The 18,781-nt window shown below is 67.9% G+C and carries 15 protein-coding genes and 1 pseudogene; 12 read left to right on the top strand and 4 right to left on the bottom strand.

What is annotated here, in order from left to right; genetic code table 11:
* Positions 1-8 precede the first annotated feature (8 nt).
* Together C7R54_RS09175 and C7R54_RS09170 are read left to right on the top strand one after the other, a co-directional pair.
* Positions 9-956: an AraC family transcriptional regulator gene (locus tag C7R54_RS09175; RefSeq protein ID WP_240039446.1), complete on the top strand. Its 948-nt coding sequence runs from the start codon at positions 9-11 to the stop codon at positions 954-956.
* A 277-nt stretch (positions 957-1,233) separates the two neighbouring features.
* Entirely contained in the window at positions 1,234-2,214 is a 981-nt protein-coding gene (locus C7R54_RS09170) for a Bug family tripartite tricarboxylate transporter substrate binding protein (RefSeq protein ID WP_129149882.1), read from the top strand.
* Positions 2,215-2,223: 9 nt separating this feature from the next.
* Here C7R54_RS09170 and C7R54_RS09165 read toward each other — a convergent pair whose 3' ends face one another.
* Entirely contained in the window at positions 2,224-3,165 is a 942-nt protein-coding gene (locus tag C7R54_RS09165; protein ID WP_192903622.1) for a LysR substrate-binding domain-containing protein, read from the bottom strand.
* 177 nt (positions 3,166-3,342) lie between these two features.
* On the opposite strand from C7R54_RS09165, the gene C7R54_RS09160 reads away from it, so the two are divergent.
* The 5 genes from C7R54_RS09160 (at position 3,343) to C7R54_RS09140 (ending at position 9,728) form a co-directional block, all read left to right on the top strand.
* Entirely contained in the window at positions 3,343-4,965 is a 1,623-nt protein-coding gene (locus tag C7R54_RS09160; protein ID WP_129149880.1) for a hydantoinase B/oxoprolinase family protein, read from the top strand.
* Positions 4,966-4,978: 13 nt separating this feature from the next.
* Positions 4,979-7,138, top strand: a complete 2,160-nt coding sequence (locus C7R54_RS09155) for a hydantoinase/oxoprolinase family protein (RefSeq protein ID WP_129149879.1) — start codon at positions 4,979-4,981, stop codon at positions 7,136-7,138.
* Complete coding sequence (locus C7R54_RS09150; protein ID WP_240039445.1) at positions 7,122-8,381, top strand: CaiB/BaiF CoA transferase family protein; 1,260 nt, start codon at positions 7,122-7,124, stop codon at positions 8,379-8,381. Before C7R54_RS09155 ends, C7R54_RS09150 begins: the two co-directional genes overlap by 17 nt.
* Before the next feature lie 94 nt (positions 8,382-8,475).
* Positions 8,476-8,922: an acyl-CoA thioesterase gene (locus C7R54_RS09145; protein ID WP_129149878.1), complete on the top strand. Its 447-nt coding sequence runs from the start codon at positions 8,476-8,478 to the stop codon at positions 8,920-8,922.
* Between the two features lie 14 nt (positions 8,923-8,936).
* The gene (locus tag C7R54_RS09140; protein ID WP_129149877.1) at positions 8,937-9,728 is read left to right on the top strand and encodes an enoyl-CoA hydratase; all 792 of its coding nucleotides are present in this window, start codon (positions 8,937-8,939) and stop codon (positions 9,726-9,728) included.
* 54 nt (positions 9,729-9,782) lie between these two features.
* Here the strand turns inward: C7R54_RS09140 and C7R54_RS09135 are convergent, their stop codons facing one another.
* Entirely contained in the window at positions 9,783-10,220 is a 438-nt protein-coding gene (locus C7R54_RS09135; protein WP_129150427.1) for a VOC family protein, read from the bottom strand.
* Positions 10,221-10,739: 519 nt separating this feature from the next.
* Here C7R54_RS09135 and C7R54_RS09130 point away from each other — a divergent pair.
* From C7R54_RS09130 to C7R54_RS09110, 5 genes and pseudogenes are all read left to right on the top strand, one after another.
* Positions 10,740-11,210 (top strand): annotated as a pseudogene (locus C7R54_RS09130) (MarR family winged helix-turn-helix transcriptional regulator); the annotation flags it as partial.
* 119 nt (positions 11,211-11,329) lie between these two features.
* A complete protein-coding gene (locus C7R54_RS09125; RefSeq protein ID WP_129149875.1) occupies positions 11,330-13,405 on the top strand; it encodes an FUSC family protein in 2,076 nt (691 codons plus the stop codon).
* Complete coding sequence (locus C7R54_RS09120) at positions 13,402-13,614, top strand: DUF1656 domain-containing protein (RefSeq protein ID WP_129149874.1); 213 nt, start codon at positions 13,402-13,404, stop codon at positions 13,612-13,614. Before C7R54_RS09125 ends, C7R54_RS09120 begins: the two co-directional genes overlap by 4 nt.
* A 4-nt stretch (positions 13,615-13,618) precedes the next feature.
* Positions 13,619-14,617 (top strand): efflux RND transporter periplasmic adaptor subunit, encoded by a 999-nt coding sequence (locus C7R54_RS09115; RefSeq protein WP_129149873.1) that lies wholly within the window; start codon positions 13,619-13,621, stop codon positions 14,615-14,617.
* Positions 14,618-14,632: 15 nt separating this feature from the next.
* Positions 14,633-16,171, top strand: a complete 1,539-nt coding sequence (locus tag C7R54_RS09110) for an efflux transporter outer membrane subunit (RefSeq protein ID WP_240039444.1) — start codon at positions 14,633-14,635, stop codon at positions 16,169-16,171.
* 66 nt (positions 16,172-16,237) lie between these two features.
* Here C7R54_RS09110 and ypfH read toward each other — a convergent pair whose 3' ends face one another.
* Positions 16,238-16,951: an esterase gene (gene ypfH / locus C7R54_RS09105; protein ID WP_129149872.1), complete on the bottom strand. Its 714-nt coding sequence runs from the start codon at positions 16,949-16,951 to the stop codon at positions 16,238-16,240.
* A 237-nt stretch (positions 16,952-17,188) separates the two neighbouring features.
* Positions 17,189-18,775, bottom strand: a complete 1,587-nt coding sequence (locus C7R54_RS09100) for a GMC family oxidoreductase (RefSeq protein ID WP_129149871.1) — start codon at positions 18,773-18,775, stop codon at positions 17,189-17,191.
* Between the last annotated feature and the right edge of the window lie 6 nt (positions 18,776-18,781).

Here is an 18,781-nt window from a genome sequence, read left to right as displayed (position 1 = left end):
CCAGCCAAATGACGATGCCGGACACCCCGCCCCTCGCCCAACAACGGATGGCCGCGCTGCTGGACGCGTTGGCGCCGCGCGAGGGCTACACCCGGTCCCTCCTGGACGGCGTGCGCTTCATGCGCGCCAACCAGCCCCTGGGACGCACGCCCGTCCTCTACGAACCCATGATCGTGATCGTCTGCCAGGGCCGCAAGCGCGGATACCTGGCAGACCGCGTCTATCAATACGATGCCCAGCACTACCTGGTGCTGTCGGTGCCGCTGCCTTTCTCCACCGAAACCGAGGCGTCGCCCGAGGAACCCTTGCTGGCGGTCGCCGTTCGGCTGGACATGACCGCCATCGCCGACCTCGTCATGGCGCTCGACAGCCAGGCGCTGGCGACGGCCGACGCGCCGCGGGGCATCGTATCCACGCCCCTGGACCCGACCCTGGCCGACGTCACCGTGCGCCTGTTGCAGGCGCTGTCCTCGCCCATCGATGCACAAATACTGGGACCGGGCATCGTGCGCGAACTGTGCTATCGCGTCCTGATGGGTGCACAAGGCGGCGCCATCCGCGCCGCGCTTGCCAGCCAAGGCCAGTTCGGCCGCATCGCGCGGGCCCTGCGGCGCATCCACGACGACTACGGCCAGCCGCTGGACGTCGGCACGCTGGCGCGCGAGGCCGGCCTCAGCGTCCCCACCTTCCACGCGCATTTCAAGGCGGTCGCCAGCACCAGCCCCATCCAGTACATCAAGTCCGTCCGCCTGCACCAGGCGCGGCTGCTGATGATACGCGACGACCTGACGGCGGCCGCGGCGGGCGCGCGCGTCGGCTACGAAAGCGCGTCGCAATTCAACCGCGAATTCAAGCGCCTGTTCGGCCGCAGCCCTGGCGAGGAAGCGCGCGCCATGAAATGGGCTTTCTCCCTTTTACCGGCCACGCGGATCGAAGACATCGCCGCGGCGCATTGATACCGCGCGCCCGGCGCCGCCGCCAGCGCTACGGGTAAACACGCATGATCGTTTTGCATAGGGTGCGGACGTAAAAGCATTATGCGCACGGTCCGCCGCTGCCCATAATGCGTTCACAAGAAACAGCGCGATAGCGAAGCAGCTGTCACAAGGGCCAGGGGCTTGCAGCCCCGGGGCACGCGCCACGCGCGGCCCGGCCCTTCCGCCCGGGAGGAGTTCGCACTATCAGGGTGGACGACGTCTCTTCGAGAAAAACCACTCCATACAAGGCGGAATCATGAAGAAAGTTCTCGCGGCCACCGCGGCGGCATTCGCGGCCCTCCTCTCCTGCGTCGCTTCGACGGCGCATGCCGACACTTATCCGTCCAAACCCATCCGCCTGGTCGTGCCGCTGGCGCCCGGCGGCAGCGCGGATGTGCTGGGCCGGCTCATCGCGCAAAAGCTGTCGGAGAAGTACGGACAGAGCGTCATCGTCGAAAACCGTCCCGGCGTGGGCGGCAACATCGGCGCGGAGAACGTCGCGCGTTCCGAGCCCGACGGCTATAGCCTGCTGTTCGGCACCATAGGCATCCACTCCACCTACAAGATCTACACGAACCTGAAGTACGATCCTACGCAGGACCTCAAGCCGGTCGTACTGCTGGCCGAAATGCCCAACGTCCTCGTTGTTCCCAAGAATAGCCAGCTATCCGATACCCGCGCCGTGATCGCAGAGGGCAAGGCGCACCCCAACACCCTGTTCTTTGGCTCCGCCGGCTTCGGTTCGTCCACGCACATGGCCGGCGAACTGTTCAAATACCAGTCCCACGCGGACATCTCGCATATCCCGTACAAGGGCAGCGGTCCGGCTCTGACCGACCTGGTCGGCGGCCGACTCCAGCTGATGTTCGAGAACCTGCCCACGGCGCTGCCCCTGATCAAGTCCGGACAACTGCGCGCCCTGGCCGTGACCAGCGCGACCCGCACGCCCAGCCTGCCTGACGTTCCCACCATCGCCGAGGACGGCCTGCCGGGCTATGCCTTCACCGCGTGGTTCACCATCGCCGCGCCGGCCCACACGCCGGACGCCATCGTCGCCAAGCTGAACCGCGACATCCGCGACATCATGCTGTCGAAGGACATGGCGCCCAAGCTGGCCGATTTGGGCGTTACCCCGGTGCCGGGAAATCGGGACGCGCAAGCGACCGCCACGTTCATCGCCGGGGAAACCAGGACGTTCAGCCAGATGATCCAGGCGGCGCACCTCACCGCCCGCTGAACCGGCCGCCTAGCCCCAGGTCTGCCGCAACGGCGCCATCGCCTCGTGCAAGCGCTCGATGAACATGGCGGCGATACGCGAGGGCGGCGTATCGATGGCCGTCATCAGCATCAGCTCGATCGGCAGGCTGGGCTCGAAGCGCTTGACCGCCAGTCCCGCGCGCCGCAGCGGCAGCGCCGCGAAGGGACTGACCAGCGCCACGCCCGCGCCTTGCAGCGCGAGCACGCACATATTCATGCCATAGCCGGTCTCCACCACCACCGCCGGGTCCACCTCCTCGCGCGCGAACATGGCCGCCACCGAAGCGTGGGAAGCGCTGTCGCGCGAGGGCACGATCATCGGCACGCCATGCAGGTCCCTGGCCTTGATGACGCGCTTGCCCGCCAGCGCATGATCCTTGTGCATGACGCAGACCGTATTGACCTGCACCAGCGGCACCGCGTTCACCCCCGTCACATCGATCGACCGCTCGGCGATGCCCAGGTCGGCCTTGCCCGAAATAACGCTGTGGCGGATCAGGCCGGAGGTCACGGTTTCGATCTGGATCTGGATGCCTGGCCTTTCCTTGAGGAACGCCGTGGCGATGCTGGCCAGCGGCCCCATGCCGAAGGACGGCTGGCTGCCCACGATCAGCTTGCCGCTGTGCCCGCCGCGCAGCTCCGCGATGGTCTGCGCGATGTGCTCCATGCCCACGTACGTGCGCTCGATGGTGTTGAACAGCACGCGCGCTTCCGGCGTGGGCACCAGCCGGCTCTTGTGCAGCTCGAACAGCTTGATGCCGATGTGGCGCTGGAAGCGCGAAATCAGCTTGCTGATCACGGGCTGCGACGTGTGCATGAGCACCGCCGCGTCGGTGGCCGTCCCGCGGATCATTACCGCGCGAAAGGCCTCCACCTCGTGGATCTTCAGTGTCTGCGCGCCGCTGGTACCGGACATCGCCGTCGTCTTCATGAAACTTCCCCTACACCGCCACGTACACAGGGCCTGTCGCGCCGGCAATGTATGTTCGTTTGGTATGCCCTGTGGCGAAATAAATATTAGGAAGACATAGTCTAAACCGCCAGAATCATTCCGTGCCATCCATATCGCCGCAGCCATGCATCGCGGCGCAAACCAGGGAAAACCTCGATGAACCCGACCCTAGACCCGATCACGCTGGAGCTGCTCTGGACCCGCATGATCTCCATCGTCGACGAAGCCGCCGCCGCCATGGTGCGCACGTCCTTCTCCACCATCGTGCGCGAATCCAACGATTTCGCGTGCGTGCTGACCACGGCCGACGGCCGCTCGGTCGCGCAGGCAACCAACAGCATCCCCTCTTTCATGAACACCATGCCGCGCACCATCCGGCATTTCCTGGAAGCATTTCCGCTGGACCAGCTGGAACCGGGCGACGTGCTGATCACCAACGACATCTGGCAAGGTACCGGCCACCTGCCCGACATCTCGGTCGCCAAGCCCATCTTCCAGGGCGGCAAGGTGGTGGCGTGGGCGGGGTCGGTGGCGCACGCGCCCGACATCGGCGGGCGCATCCGTTCGGCCGACGCGCGCGAAGTCTACGAAGAAGGCCTGCAGATCCCCATCATGAAGGTCATGCGCAAGGGCGAGATCGATGCAACCTTCGAACGCATCATCCGCAAGAACGTGCGCGAACCCGACCAGGTCATGGGAGACCTCTTCGCGCAATTCACCGCGCTGCGCATGATCGAATCGCGCATGCTGGCGCTGATGGCGGAACGCGGATTGACCGAGATCGATACGCTGGCGGGCGAAATCCACGCCCGTTCGGAAAAAGCCATGCGCGCGGCCATCCGCGGCCTGCCCGAAGGCGTGTACCGCCGCAGCGCCATCAGCGACGGCCTGGACCACCCGATCAAGCTGGCGTTGACGCTGACGATCAAGGACGGGGAAATCACCGTCGACTACGCCGGCACGGACGCCCAGGTTCCCCGTTCCATCAATGTGTGCCTGGCCTACACCATCGCCTACACCTGCTATGGCCTGCGCGCCGTGCTGCTGCCCAACGTGCCCAACAACGAAGGCGTGATGGCGCCCATCCACGTCAAGGCGCCGGAAGGCTGCATCCTCAATTCGCAACCGCCCGCCGCGGGCGGCGCGCGCGCCTTGATCGGCCATTTCGTTCCCATGATGGTCATCGGCGCGCTGGCCGATGCGATGCCCGAGCGCGCCATCGCGGCGGTCGGTTCGCCCTTGTGGTGCGTAAACCTGTCCGGCGTGCGGGAATCCGGCACGCCCTTCACCAACCTGTTCTTCATGAACGGCGGCTATGGCGGCTCGCACAAGCAGGACGGCGCCAACGTGCTCTCCTGGCCCAGCAATATCTCGTCCACGCCGGTGGAGATGATAGAAAAGATGTCCCCCCTGCATGTGCGCCACCGCCAGCTGCGCACCGGTACCGGCGGCGCCGGCATGCACCGCGGCGGCACGGGCCAGGCCATCGCCTTCGAGAACCGCAACAAGACGCCCATCGTCGTCAGCTTCATGGCCGAACGCACCCGCGACGAAGCCGCGGCGCAGGGCCTGGCGGGCGGCCAGCCGGGCGCCCCGGGCGCCGTCATCCTGAACGGCGTCACGGTCAATCCCAAGGTCCAGCACGTCCTGAATCCCGGCGAAGTGGTGGAACTGCTCACGCCAGGCGGCGGTGGCTTCGGCCCGGCCGGCCAGCGAGACCCCGCCGCGACGCTGCGCGACGCGCAGGACGGCTACGTCGGCGCCGCCGCCAACCAGTAATCGAGGAAAAAGCATGCAAACAGGCAACTATGCACTGGGTATCGATATCGGCGGCACCTTCACCGATATCGTCGTCTACGACTCCCGCAAGGGCACGTCGACATCGCACAAGGAATTGACCACCCCCAAGGCCCCCTACGAGGGCGTGATCCGGGGCGTGCGCACGCTGTTCGAGCGGGAGGCCTTGTCCTATGCGGACGTGGACCGGGTGATCCACGCGACGACGCTCTTCACCAACGCCCTGATCGAACGCAAGGGGGCGCTGACCGGCCTGGTCACCACCGCCGGCTTTCGCGACACGCTGGAGATGGCGCGCGAGCACAAGTACGAGCTGTTCGACCTGCACATCGAGCTGCCGCGACCCATCGTGCCGCGCCGGCTGCGCCTGGAGGCCGCGGAGCGCATGGGGCCGGACGGCGTCGTGCAGCAGCCGCTGGACGTGGCGCAGGTGGTCGAGCAGGCGGGCCGACTGGCGGCGGCTGGCGTAACGTCGGTGGCGATCGTCTTCCTGCACGCCTACGCCAACCCCGTCCATGAACGCATGGCACGCGACGCGATCGCCGCGGCCCATCCGCGGCTGTTCGTTTCGATCTCCTCCGACGTCTCGCCGCAGATCCGCGAATACGAACGCACGTCCACCACGGTGGCCAATGCCTACGTCAAGCCGCTGGCCGATGGCTACCTGGACCGCATGACCGCCGAGATCAAGCAGCTGGGCATCCGCGCGCCGCTCTTCATGATGCTTTCCAACGGCGGCCTGACGCACGTCGACGAGGCCAAGCGCGTGCCCATCCAGCTGCTGGAATCCGGCCCCGCGGCGGGCGCCCTGGCCGGCGCCTTCTTCGGCAAGCGCTCGTGCGTGCAGGATGTGCTGGCCTTCGACATGGGCGGCACCACCGCCAAGCTGGCCATCATCGACGCCGGCAGGCCGCTCATAGCCCATCACTTCGAGGCCAGCCGCGAAAAACGCCTGACCGAAGGCAGCGGACTGCCGATTTCGATTTCCACCATCGAACTGATCGAGATCGGCGCCGGCGGCGGCAGCATCGCGCATCTGGATGCCCTGGGCCTGCTGAAGGTCGGGCCCGAGAGCGCCAGCTCCCTGCCGGGCCCGGCCTGCTACGGCCGCGGCGGCACGCAACCCACGGTGACCGACGCCAACCTGGTGCTGGGCTTCCTGGACCCCGCCGCCTTCGCGGGGGGAACGCTGTCCATCGATGTCGGCAAGGCCGAGGACGCCATGCGGCCGCTGGCCGCGCAATCGGGCCTGTCGGTGCCGGAATTCGCCTGGGGCATCTACTCCATCGTCAACGAGAACATGGCGGCCGCCGCGCGCGTGCACGTCGCCGAACGCGGCCATCACGCCGGCAAGTTCGCCCTGCTGCTCACGGGCGGCGGCGGCCCCCTGCATGGCTGCGAGGTGGCGCGCCGGCTGGGCATGACGCGCGCCATCTGCCCGCCCGGCGCGGGCGTCGCGTCGGCCCTGGGCCTGCTGATGGCGCCCGCGCGGATCGACCGCATGGTCAGCGTCGGCTGGAAGCTGGAGACCGTGGACTGGGCCGCGCTGGAAGCCGGCTACCAGCGCATCGAGGACGACGCCCGCGCCGTCATCGACGCCACGCTGCCGGGCCAGGGCGCGACGGCGAAAAGCCAGCGGGCCGCCGACCTGCGCTTCGTCGGCCAGGGCTTCGAAGTGATCACCGAACTGCCGGCCGGCCCCTATACCGCGGACACCTACGCGGCCATCCGCGCAGCCTTCCTCGCCACCTACGCCAAGACCTTCGGCCAGGTGCCGCCGCGCGGCGACATCGAAATCATCAACATCCGCGCGGCGGTGTCGGCGGGCGGCGGCGAAGGCAACCTGGACGTGGACACCGGCGCCATCTCGGCCGCCAGCGCCGCGCGCGGAACGCGCCGCATGTACCTGGCCGAACGCAAGGACTACGCCGACGTTCCCGTCTACGAGCGCGGCGCGCTGACGGCCGGCCAGGTCTTCCACGGCCCCGCCATCGTGCAGGAAGCCTCGTCCACCCTCATCGTGCCGCCGCGCGCGACCGTCGAGGTCGATGACAGCGGCAGCCTGATCGTGAACCTGGATGCCGCCTCCGCACGCTGGCAGGCCCCCTCTTCCGCCACCGAGGAAAGCGAGAAACAAGATGCATGCGCAAACTGAAATGCCCGTCCCCAGCGGCCAGGAGCCACAGGACTCACAGGCGCGACAGGACCAACAGGATGAACGTAAAGGGCCGCTCAAGCGATTCCGGATCCTGGACCTGACGCGCGTGCGCGCCGGCCCGACCTGCATCCGCCAGTTCGCCGACTGGGGCGCGGATGTCATCAAGATCGAAAGTCCGGAATACATGGAAGTCAGCGACGGCTGGGGCGGCCTGCGCGACGGCCCCGACTTCCAGAACCTGCATCGCAACAAGCGGTCGCTGACCATCAACCTGAAGGATCCCCAGGGCCGACGGATATTCCTGGACCTGGTCAAGGACGCGGATGTCGTTGCCGAGAACTTCCGGCCGGACGTGAAGTTCCGGCTGGGTATCGACTACGAGACCCTGAAGGCCATCAACCCGCGCATCGTGTACGCCAGCATTTCCGGTTTCGGGCAGGATGGTCCTTACGCCAAGCGTCCCGGCTTCGACCATATCGTGCAGGGCATGGGCGGCCTCATGTCCGTCACGGGCGACCCCGCGCATGGCCCCATGCGTACCGGCATCGCGGTGGCGGATACGGGCGCGGGCCTCTATTGCGCCATGGCCATCATGACCGCGCTGCTGGAGCGCGAAGTGTCGGGCCAGGGACAGTGGGTGCAGGTTTCCCTGCTGCAGGCGATGATCGCAATGTGCGATTTCCAGGCCGCGCGTTGGCTGTTCCTCAAGGAGATTCCCGGGCAGCCGGGTAATAACCACCCCACGTCCATCCCCACCGGCGTCTACCCCACGGCCGACGGCTACATCAACATCGCCGCGGGCGAGCAGGCCATGTTCCGCCGCCTGGTCAACGCCATGGGCGTGCCCGAGCTGATGGAACGCGAGGAATACAGCACCGAGCAAGGACGATCGGATAATCGAGCAAGCCTGAACGCCGAACTGAGCGCGTTGACCCGCCAGCGGACCACCGCGGAATGGATGCAGCGCATGGAGGAAGGCCAGGTCGCGGCCGGCCCCATCAACCGGATGAACGAAGTGTTCGCCGACCCGCAGGTCAAGCACCTGGGCATCGCCACGCCGGTCCGGCATCGCCGCCTGGGCGACGTGGAAATGGTAGGCCAGCCCTTCAGCCTGAGTCGCACGCCCAGCCAGATGCGCACGGCGGCGCCGGACCGCGGCGACGATACCGATGCGCTGCTGCGCGAACTGGGCCACACCGAGGAGGACATCGCGCGCCTGCGACGGGAGGGCGTGATATGAATCGGGACACATGAATCGGGACACATGAAGCGGGACAGCGGCCGGCGTTTGCGCGTCCCGTCCCGCTCGCCCCGTCCCGCATCCTGGAGGCCATATGCTGAAAATCATCGACGACGGCAACCCGCTGTCGGCGCCGCTGCATACCGCGTACGTGGATGTCCGCTGGGGCGACCTGGACGCGGACGGGCACGTCAACAACGCGACCCTACTGGGCTACGCGGAAGAGGCGCGCATGCAATGGTCGGCCGCGCTGGCGCTGGGACGATCGGCCCCCGGGCTGATGTCCGTGGTCGCCAGCCAGGCCTGCTCCTATCGCGCGCCGGTCGGCTATCCGGCACGCCTGGCCGTGACCCTGCGCTGCGGCCATGTCGGCAACAGCAGCGTGGGCCTGGTCTTCGATCTGCGCGACGCGGCGGACGAGCGCGTGGCGTACGCGCGCGCCGCCATCACCTGGGTCTGGGTCGATCGGGGGGACAAGCGCCCGCGCCCCATGCCTTCCGTCTTGCGCGCAGCCTGCACGGCGGCGTTCGACGCCACTTGAATCTGGAACATCCCATGACGACATCGCAACACATCCTGTCCCACAAAACCGGCGCCATTGGCTGGCTGGTCTTCAACCATCCGGAGAAGCACAACGCGGTCTCCCTGGAAATGTCGGCGGCCGTGCCGCCCGTCATCGCGGCGTTCGACGCCGATCCCGAGATCCGCGTCGTCATCGTCAAGGGAGCGGGCGACCGGTCCTTCATCGCCGGATCGAATATCTCCAACTTCGACGCCGTGCGCGCGAATCCCGAAGCCAACCGCAAGTACCAGGAGATCAGCCAGGGCTCGTACGACGCCGTCTACAACTGCACGAAGCCGACCATCGCCATGATCAAGGGCTATTGCATGGGCGGCGGCATGGACTACGCGGCAAGCTGCGACATCCGCATCTGCTCCGCGGACTCGGTCTTCGCCATTCCCGCCGCCAGGCTGGGCCTGGGCTATGGCTACCAGGGCCAGGTACGCTTGAACCGGCTGATCGGCGCCAGCCGCGCGCGTGACCTCTACTTCACCGGGCGCCGCTATGACGCGGCCGAGGCGCTGGCGGCGGGCCTGGTGCATGAAGTGGTGGAGCCGGACGGCCTGGAGGCGCGGGTACGTGCCTATGCGGACGCCATCGCGGAAAACGCGCCGTTGACCATCAGGGCATTGAAGCGGGTCTTCCTGGAACTGGAGAAAGCGCCGGGCGAACGCGACATGGACGCCGCGCATGCCTTGATCGGCGCCTGCTACGACAGCGAGGACTATCGGGAGGGCAAGGCGGCATTCGCCGAGAAGCGCAAGCCGCGCTTTGGCGGCCGCTGAGGGATATCGCGGGCCCACGCGCTCGCCATCGAACGCGCGGGATGGCGCGCGCGTTCAGATGGCGTAGAGCGCTTCCAGCGTGCGGAAACCCTTGACTTCGATGGGGTTGCCGAACGGGTCCATGAAGAACATGGTCCATTGCTCGCCTGGCTCGCCTTCGAAGCGTACCTGGGGCGCCAGCACGAAATCGATGCGGCTGTTCGCCTTCAGGCGCTCGGCCAGGGCCTGCCATTGGGGCAGCATCAAGGCCAGGCCGAAATGCGGCATGGGCACCAGCTTGTCGCCCACCTTGCCGGTGCGCGCGGTCTTCAAGGGCTCGCCCAGGTGCAGGGACAACTGGTGCCCGAAGAAGTCGAAATCCACCCAGGTGTCCGTGCTGCGGCCTTCCCGGCACCCCAGGGCATCGCCATAAAAGCGGCGCGCTTCGTCCAGGTCCAACACATTCAGGGCAAGGTGAAAGGCATTCGGGGGTGCGGCGACGGGGGTGTCCATAATTTCCAGTGCGACAGTGTTCAAGGCAGGGATCAAGGCGGTGTTCAGGGATACATGCTGCATGCCGGCAAACCCGGCCGCCGTGATTCTGCTGGATCCTCGGCCATTGAGCCAATGTTTTTTTATGCACCGCACCATCGATTCCGGCATACCCCACGCCGGCCATGCCCCACGCCGCCCCCTCCCCGCACCGTCTGCTGCTCCTTTGAGCCAACGAACTACGTCCCCTATTCCCCAGCAACGGGCGGCCGCTCCACCCGCCGCCTGTCCTCTCCTCCGGAGGCAAAGACCTACGGCCCCTCTTCACCCAGCAACGGGCGACCGCTCCCCCCGCCGCCTGTACTCCTCCGGAGGCAAGGACCTACGCCCCCTCTTCACCAGCGACGGGCGGCCGGCACCGCCGGCCGCCCGTGCTCCCTCGCCCGGTGGCGAGGAGCCAGTCCCCCTATTCAGGAATCTCTCAGAATTAGATAAAAAACTAATTGATAGGATCCTAATAGTTAACTTATAATGAGCTTCATGAATACTCCCGCCGACTCCCGCCTCATGGCCCTCACGGCCCACCTGATGGTGATCCATCGCGCCTACCGCGCCGCGGCCGACAAGGCCCTGGCCGATTACGGCCTCTCGCAGGCCACGGCATGGCCCGTGATCACCGCCGGCCGCCTGGGCGATGGCGTCCGCCAGGGCGTGCTTGCCGAAGCCATGGGCGTGGAAGGCCCTTCCCTGGTCCGCGTCCTGGACCAACTGGTCGCCGCCGGCCTCATAGAGCGCCGCGAAGACCCGCTGGACCGGCGCGCCAAGACCCTGCACCTGACCCAGGCCGGCCATGACCTGCGCGAACAGGTCGAAACCATGCTCGTGCACCTGCGCCGCCGCCTGTTCGCCGGCATCGCCCCGGACGACCTGGACGCCTGCCTGCGGGTATTCGAAAGCCTGAAATCCTCACTGGCCCATCACCAGTCCGAACCCGGCACGGCCTATGAACCCGTGCCCCCCGTCGTCACCCCGGGCAGCACCGCGGCGGTCGCGGGCATTGCTTCCGCCGCCCCGGACAAGCAGAATGAAAACGGCGGCGTCCCCCCACGGCCGTCCTCGGAGCAGCAACCATGAAAGCGCCCACCGGCGATGAGCTGCTGTTTTCCCTCAAGGCCTATGTCGCGGCCATGGCGGCGCTGTACCTGTCGTTGATGATCGACCTGCCGCGGCCGTTCTGGTCCGTGACCACCGCCTACATCGTGTCGCAGAACTGGGCCGGCGCCGTGCGCTCGAAGGCGGTCTTCCGTCTCGGCGGCACCTTCATCGGCTCCACGGCCATGGTCTTCGTCGTGCCGCGCCTGTCGGCCTACCCGGTACTCATGGTCGGCGCGCTGGCGCTATGGATAGGCGCCTGCCTGTACATCGCCGTGCTCGACCGCACGCCGCGGTCCTACATGTTCATGCTGGCCGGCTACACCGCCGGCATGATCGCACTGCCCAGCGTCACCAACGCCGGCACCGTCTTCGACACGGCCCTGGCGCGCGTGGAAGAGATCAGCCTTGGCATCATGTGCGCCACGCTCGTGCACAGCCTGATCCTGCCGCGCGGCATCGCCCCCGTGGTGATGGGCCGCCTCGACGCCGCCGTGCGCGACGCGCGCCTGTGGGTACAGGCCGTGCTGCGCGGCGACACCCAGGCCCGCACCGCGCGCGACCGCCGCGCCATCGCCAACGACATCACGCAACTGCGACTGCTCTCCACCCACGTTCCCTACGACACCGGCAACATCCGCTGGACGGCGCGCTCCATCGCGGCCATGCAGGATCGCATGGCCGGGCTCACCCCCATCGTCTCATCGCTGGACGACCGCCTGCGCGCCCTGCGTGCCGACGGCGCGCCCCTGCCGGCGGACCTGGAACCCTTGCTCGACGACATCGCCGCCTGGACCGAAGCGGGACGCACCAGCGGCGACGACGCGAACCGGGCCACCGCCGCCGCGCTGCGCCACCGCATCAAGGAAGCGATGCCCACCGTGGATGCCGCTTCCGACTGGAACACCATGCTGATAGTCAGCCTGTGCACGCGGCTGCGTGAACTGGTCGACCACTTCGAGGAAGGCCTGGCGCTGCGGCGCGACATCCAGGCCGGCCTGAACGGGGCGCCCCCACCCATGCCGCGCATGCCCGTGACTTCCAACCGCGCCCTGCACCACGACCATGGCATCGCCCTGCTGTCGGCGCTGGCGGCGGCGTTCGCGCTGGCCATATGCTGCGCATTCTGGATAGGCACGGCCTGGACCTACGGCGCCAACGCCGCGCTGTTCGCCGTCATCTTCAGCTGTTTTTTCGCCACGCAGGACAACCCGGTGCCGGGCATCATGGAGTTCCTGATCTACATCACGCTCTCCATTCCCCTCTCGGCGATCTACCTGCTGGGCATCCTGCCGGCCCTGCATTCCTTCGAGATGGTGGCGCTGGCCATCTTCCCGACGGCCTTCGTCCTGGGCATCTTCGTGGCGCGGCCGACCACCTTCGGCAAGGCCATGGCCATGCTGTTCGGCTGGACCGGCACGCTGGCCCTGCACGACACCAATACCGCCGACCTGGTTTCCTTCATCGACAGCACCATCGCGCAGAACATCGGCGTGGCCGCGGCCGCCATCATCGCCGCGCTATTCCGCAAGATCAGCGCCGAATACAGCGCCCGCCGCATCCAGGAAGCCAACTGGAAGGAACTGGCCAGCATGGCTGGCGCGGAGGGCCCGCCGGCGCGCGCCAGCTTCACCGTGCGCATGCTGGACCGTATCGGCCTGCTGCACACGCGCCTGGCCGAACGGGCCAAGGACGGCGAGCAGGTGGAGGAAGACACCCTGCTGGACCTGCGCATCGGCAACGAAATCGCGGAACTGCAACGCGCGCGCCGCGAACTTCCCGTCGCCGACGCCGCGATACGCCCGGTGCTCGACGGCCTCGCGGCCTGCTTCCGCGCCCGCGCCGCCGGCACGGCCGAACGGCGCGAAGGCGTGCTGCAAGGAATCGACCATGCCCTGGAACGGGTCAACGGCGCCACGCCGGGTGTTCCTCGCCATCGCGCCATCGTCGCCCTGGTGGGCCTGCGCCGCTCGCTGTTCCCGCAGGCGCCGGCCTATCGGCCGGTGCTGGCCGCGGCGCCATCCGCAACCCCTAACGTCCCGTCCGCATCATGATAGGCGAATTCAATATCTACGGCATTTACATGCCCTGGCTGCTGGTCCTGGCGTTCCTCACGCTAGGCGTGTCCTGGATCGTGCGCCGCATCCTCGCCCGCGTCGGCATCTACCGCGTGGTGTGGCACCCGGCCCTGTTCGACCTTGCCCTGTATGTCGTGCTGCTGTACGGCGTCGTCCTGATTTCACCGCACATTTTTTCGAGATAGCACCATGAAGCTCCCCTCCGCATTACGCCCCGCCGCCCTGGCCCGGTATGCCGTGACGACCATCATCGTCGTCGCCGCGGCCTATGCCGGCTGGCAGTTGTGGGATCACTACGAAGTCGAACCCTGGACCCGCGACGGCCGCGTTCGCGCCTACGTCGTGCAGATCGCGCCGGATGTCTCGGGCCTGGTCACCGCCGTGCCGGTGCAGGACAACCAGGACGTCAAGAAAGGCGACGTCCTGTTCGAAATCGACCGCGCCCGCTATCAGCTGGCCCTGGACCAGGCGCAGGCGTCCGTCGCCTCGCAGACCGTGGCCCGCGACCAGGCGCAGCGCGATGCCCGCCGCAACCGCGACCTTGGGCAGCTGGTGTCAGCCGAAGCGCGTGAACAAAGCCAGACCAAGGTCGAGCAATCCGAGGCGGCGCTGGCGCAGGCCAAGGTCGCCCTGGACATCGCCAAGTTGAACCTGCAGCGCAGCCGCGTCGTGGCGCCCACCGACGGCCGCGTCACCAACCTGGACCTGCGCGTCGGCTCCTATGCCGCCGCCGGCCGTGGCGTCATGGCGCTGGTCGACTCGAACTCGTTCTACGTCGAAGGCTATTTCGAGGAAACGAAGCTGCCGCGCATCAAGGAAGGCGATCGCGTCTCGGTCCAACTGATGGGCGAGGCGCGCACCATCCAGGGCCACGTCGACAGCATCGCGCTGGGCATCGCGGACCGCGACCGCAGCACCAGCGCCAACATGCTGCCCAACGTCAACCCCAACTTCAACTGGGTGCGGCTGGCCCAGCGCATCCCCGTGCGCGTGCACATCGACGACGTGCCCGCCGGCGTGCGGCTGGTGTCGGGCCAGACCGCGACGGTCGTGGTGGATGACGGCACGCAGGACGGCGGCAAACAGGGCGGCGGCACAGCGCCTGCTGCGAACCCCGGCGCCGCCGCCGCGCCCTCCACATCGTCCAACACTTCCACCACGACGCAATCCCCGGCGCCGCGCTCTTAATTCCCGAGACCCGCCATGAGTCCCCTTCGCGTCTTTCATACCTTACATACCGCTCGTCTCCCCAGGCTGCCGATGCTGCTGGTCGCCGCCGCCCTGGCGGGATGCACCACCGTTGGCCCCGACTACAAGGTGCCGGCCGACGCCGCCGTGCACCGGCCCGAAGCCTCCGCGCCGTTCAGCGGCGCCGACAATGCCGCCTACGCCCAGGCCGCCGTGCCCGGCAAATGGTGGCGCCTGTATGACGATCCGCAGCTCGACGCGCTGATCACCAAGGCGCTGGACGCCAATACGGACTTGCGCGTGGCCGCCGCCAACATGGACCGCGCGGCCGCCGTCACGCGCCAGGCGCAAGCGGCGACGCAGCCCTCGTTCAATGTCAACGCCCAGCCCTGGTTCGGCCACCCTTCCGGCTTCCAGGAGCTCGCGCCCGGCTACGATCCTCCGAGCGAATGGTTCTACAGCATGGGCGCCGGCGTCTCGTACACGGTCGACCTGGTCGGCCAGATCCGCCGCGCCATCGAGGCCGCCAACGCCGACCAGGCGTCGGTGCAAGCCGCCTACGACGCCATGCGCGCCAACGTCGCCGCGCAGACAGCGCTGGCCTATGCCACCGCCTGCACGGCCGGCATGCAGCTGGCCTCGGCGCAGCACTCGGTGGATGTACAGAGCGAATCGGTCAAGGTCAACGAGAAGCTGCAGAACCTGGGCCGCGGCACGGCCCTGGACGTCACCCGCGCCCGCGGCCAGCTGGAGCAGTTGCGCGCCGCCCTGCCGCCGCTGGAAGCCCGGCGCCGGGTCGCCTTGTACCGCCTTGCCACGCTGACCGGCGAAACGCCCAACCAGTTCCCGCAGCAGCTCGCGCAATGCAAGACGCCGCCCGAGCTCAAGCAGCCCATTCCGGTTGGCGATGGCGCGGCCCTGCTGCGCCGCCGCCCCGACATCCGGGAAGCGGAGCGTGCGCTGGCCGGCGCCACCGCGCGCATCGGCGTGGCCACGGGAGACCTCTACCCCAAGATCACGCTGGGCCTGTCGGCCGACTCCGGCAGCTTCCTCGACCGCTTCGGCGGCAAGGGCAGCTTCGGGTACAGCATCGGTCCGCTGATTTCGTGGACCATCCCCAACACGGGCGCGGTCCAGGCCCGCATCGCGGAGGCCGAAGCCAGTACCAAGGCCGCCTATGCCCGCTTCGATGCGACCGTGCTCAACGCCTTGCGCGAAACCGAAAGCGCGCTAACCGTCTACGCTCGCGAACTGGACCGCGACGACGCCTTGAAGGCCGCCCGCGACCAGAGCGCCGAAGCGGCCGGACAGGCCCGCAAGCTGTACCAGTACGGCAAGACGGACTACCTGACCGTGCTGGACGCGGAGCGCACGCTGGCCAACAACGAAAGCGCGCTGGCCGCCTCGCAGGCAGAAGTGGTCGAAGACCAGATCAAGCTGTTCCTGGCGCTGGGTGGGGGCTGGGAGCAGGAAGCGGCGGACAAGCCGGCGCAAGGGCCGGATGCGGGCCAGGCGTCCGGCGGCCCCGTGTCCTTGCCGGTCAACGTCAAGTAAGGGATCAAGTACGCGATCAAGTGAGCGGTCAAGTGAGCGCCGCGCCGTCCCCGCGCGGGGACGGCTTCAATGAATGATCGATCCGCTGGGCGGGTGCTGGTTCAGGCCCAGCGCGGCTTCCCAACTGCGTAGCGGAACGCAGGTCTGCAGGCGCACGATGGCGCGCTCGATCAGGGCCGGGTGCAGCTCATGGCCGACGCGCGTGGCCACGTCTATGGTGGAATCCCCGTGCAACTCGTTCAGGCGCGCCTGCGCCTGTTCGGCATGGGCGACGGGCATGACCGCATCGGCCGCGCCATGCAGCAGATGGATGGTCGTGTACTGGGGCGCCCACTGCGGCAAGCGGGCATAGCGGCCGCTGAAGGCCAGCACGCGGCCCGCCAGCCCGTCATGCGCGCTCACGGCTTCAAGCGCCATGATCGCGCCTTGCGAAAATCCCGCGAGCGCGGTGTCGCTCTGCAAGAGGTGGAAGCGCGCCTGGCTGGCGCGTATGTAGTCGACCAGCGGGGACAAGGCGGCCGCCACGCGCTGCGGCCGGTTGGCGTCGTCCACGCCCCGCGTCGAGAACCACTGGCGCCCGTCCCCGCCGCCATCGTAAGGTTCGAAACCCGCGGGTGCCAGGATGGCCGCCTGCGGAAACGCCTGCCGCAAGGCCACGGCCAGCGGCTTCATGGGGTCGGCCGTGCCGCCGACGCCATGCAGCAGGATGAACAACTGCCGCGCAGGCCCCTCCTGGGCAAGCAGTTCAAGCGCGCCCGACGGCGCCGAGGATAGGGACATGGGGGACTCCAGATACGGCAGGACGCTGGCGCGCCCCTTATTCCCGCCATTCTAGGCCAGGAAAGCCCACCCCCTACCCGCTGCGCGGGCCCCCTCGAGGGGGCGGCGTTGGCGGACCGGCAGAGCCGGATCCACAACGCCCTGGATGGGCAGCGAGGCTTGCCGCGGGTGGCTTTCTTGTGGTTTTTCGCCGAAAAGCACGGGATGCCGTACCCTGCCACGATTAGTCCGCCAGGATCAGTCCGCCAGGATCAGGTCCGCGGCTTTCTCCGCCACCATCATCACCGCGGCCTGCGTGTTGCCCGAGACCATGCTGGGCATCACCGACGCATCGACTACGCGCAAGCCCTGCACGCCGCGCACGCGCAGGCGCGGATCGGTGACCGCCGCGTCGTCCTCGCCCATGCGGCAAGTGCCGATCGGGTGGTAGATGGTCTGCCCGTTGCGCCGCGCGAAGTCCAGCCACTCGTCATAGGTGCGCACCGCCGCGCCGGGGCTGGTCTCGGCATCGATGTACGGCGCCATCGCGGGCTGGCCGACGATGCGGCGCGCCACCTCCATGCCATGCACCAGCGCATCGCGATCGACCTGGGTGGCAAGGAAGTTGGGCCGGATGGCCGGCGCATCGGCGGGATCGGGCGTCCTGGCGTGGATACTGCCCACGGATCGCGGCCGCAACTGCGCCACGCCCAGCGTCATGCCGGGATGACGGTCGAGTATGCGCTCGGCCGCGTTGGCATAGCTGGCATGCACGAAGAAATACTGCACGTCGGGCTCGGCCATGTCCGGCCGCGACTTGATGAAGCCATGCACCAGGCCCGTCCCCAAGGTCAGGATGCCGCGCCGGGCGGCGTAGTAGAGCCCGACCTGGCGCGCCAGCCGCCAGCCGCGCGACATCTCGTTCAAGGTCACCGTTCCCTTGACACGCCAATTCATGCGCGTGGCGTAGTGATCGATATAGTTCTCGCCCACCTGCGGCGCCGCATGCACCAGCGCGATGCCCAGCGCCCGCAGGCGTTGCGGATCGCCGATGCCGGACAGTTCCAGCATTTGCGGCGACTGCACCGCGCCCATGCACAGCAAGGTCTCGCGCGCGGCCCGGACGGTGACGTCCTGGCCCCGCTGGCGGTACACCACCCCCACGCAACGTTTGCCCTCGAACACCAGCCGCAGCACCCGCGCATCGGACTCCACTTGCAGATTGGCGCGGCCACGCGCCGGCTTCAGGTAGCCATCGGCCGCGCTCCAGCGGCGGCCGTCCTTTTGCAGCACCTGGTAATAGCCGAAGCCTTCCTGGCTGTCGCCGTTGTAGTCCTCGTTGATGCGTTGCCCGTCCTCGCGCGCGGCGGCGAGAAAGGCCTCGGCGATCGGGTAGCGCTCGCGCACCTGGGTCAGGTGCATGGGTCCGTCCTTGCCGCGCGACGGACCGCCCTGCGCATAGCACTCCAGGCGGCGAAAATAAGGCTCGACGTCCGCATGGCTCCAGCCCGTGGCGCCCGCCGCGGCCCAGGCGTCGTAGTCCTGCCGCTGGCCGCGCACGTAGATGCCGCCGTTGATCAGCGTCGAACCGCCCAGGCCCTTGCCGCGCGGCACGGAAATCACGCGGCCGAGCGTGTTCTCCTCCGGCTCGGTGGCGAAGCGCCAGTTGAAGCGCGGGTCGACCAGCAGCTTGCTGAAACCGGCGGGGATCCCTATCCACATGCTGGCGGCGTCCTCGCCCGCTTCGATCAGCAACACGCGATGGCGGCCGTCGGCCGTCAGGCGGTTGGCCAGGATGCAGCCGGCCGTGCCGCCGCCCGCGATGATGAAATCGAAATCCGCCATGGCCCT

It is taken from the genome of Achromobacter aloeverae, assembly GCF_004121055.1.
In the GTDB taxonomy this organism is placed as follows: domain Bacteria; phylum Pseudomonadota; class Gammaproteobacteria; order Burkholderiales; family Burkholderiaceae_B; genus Bordetella_C; species Bordetella_C aloeverae.
The sequence above is the reverse complement of the archived record's forward strand: the minus strand, read 5'-3'. Positions and strand labels throughout refer to the sequence as shown.

Bases quoted from the DNA above. Each gene is read 5' to 3' on its own strand.
- C7R54_RS09175 (WP_240039446.1), top strand. From the start codon at position 9: ATGACGATGCCGGACACCCCGCCCCTCGCCCAACAACGGATGGCCGCG.
- C7R54_RS09170 (WP_129149882.1), top strand. From the start codon at position 1,234: ATGAAGAAAGTTCTCGCGGCCACCGCGGCGGCATTCGCGGCCCTCCTC.
- C7R54_RS09165 (WP_192903622.1), bottom strand. From the start codon at position 3,165: ATGAAGACGACGGCGATGTCCGGTACCAGCGGCGCGCAGACACTGAAG.
- C7R54_RS09160 (WP_129149880.1), top strand. From the start codon at position 3,343: ATGAACCCGACCCTAGACCCGATCACGCTGGAGCTGCTCTGGACCCGC.
- C7R54_RS09155 (WP_129149879.1), top strand. From the start codon at position 4,979: ATGCAAACAGGCAACTATGCACTGGGTATCGATATCGGCGGCACCTTC.
- C7R54_RS09150 (WP_240039445.1), top strand. From the start codon at position 7,122: ATGCATGCGCAAACTGAAATGCCCGTCCCCAGCGGCCAGGAGCCACAG.
- C7R54_RS09145 (WP_129149878.1), top strand. From the start codon at position 8,476: ATGCTGAAAATCATCGACGACGGCAACCCGCTGTCGGCGCCGCTGCAT.
- C7R54_RS09140 (WP_129149877.1), top strand. From the start codon at position 8,937: ATGACGACATCGCAACACATCCTGTCCCACAAAACCGGCGCCATTGGC.
- C7R54_RS09135 (WP_129150427.1), bottom strand. From the start codon at position 10,220: ATGGACACCCCCGTCGCCGCACCCCCGAATGCCTTTCACCTTGCCCTG.
- C7R54_RS09125 (WP_129149875.1), top strand. From the start codon at position 11,330: ATGAAAGCGCCCACCGGCGATGAGCTGCTGTTTTCCCTCAAGGCCTAT.
- C7R54_RS09120 (WP_129149874.1), top strand. From the start codon at position 13,402: ATGATAGGCGAATTCAATATCTACGGCATTTACATGCCCTGGCTGCTG.
- C7R54_RS09115 (WP_129149873.1), top strand. From the start codon at position 13,619: ATGAAGCTCCCCTCCGCATTACGCCCCGCCGCCCTGGCCCGGTATGCC.
- C7R54_RS09110 (WP_240039444.1), top strand. From the start codon at position 14,633: ATGAGTCCCCTTCGCGTCTTTCATACCTTACATACCGCTCGTCTCCCC.
- ypfH (WP_129149872.1), bottom strand. From the start codon at position 16,951: ATGTCCCTATCCTCGGCGCCGTCGGGCGCGCTTGAACTGCTTGCCCAG.
- C7R54_RS09100 (WP_129149871.1), bottom strand. From the start codon at position 18,775: ATGGCGGATTTCGATTTCATCATCGCGGGCGGCGGCACGGCCGGCTGC.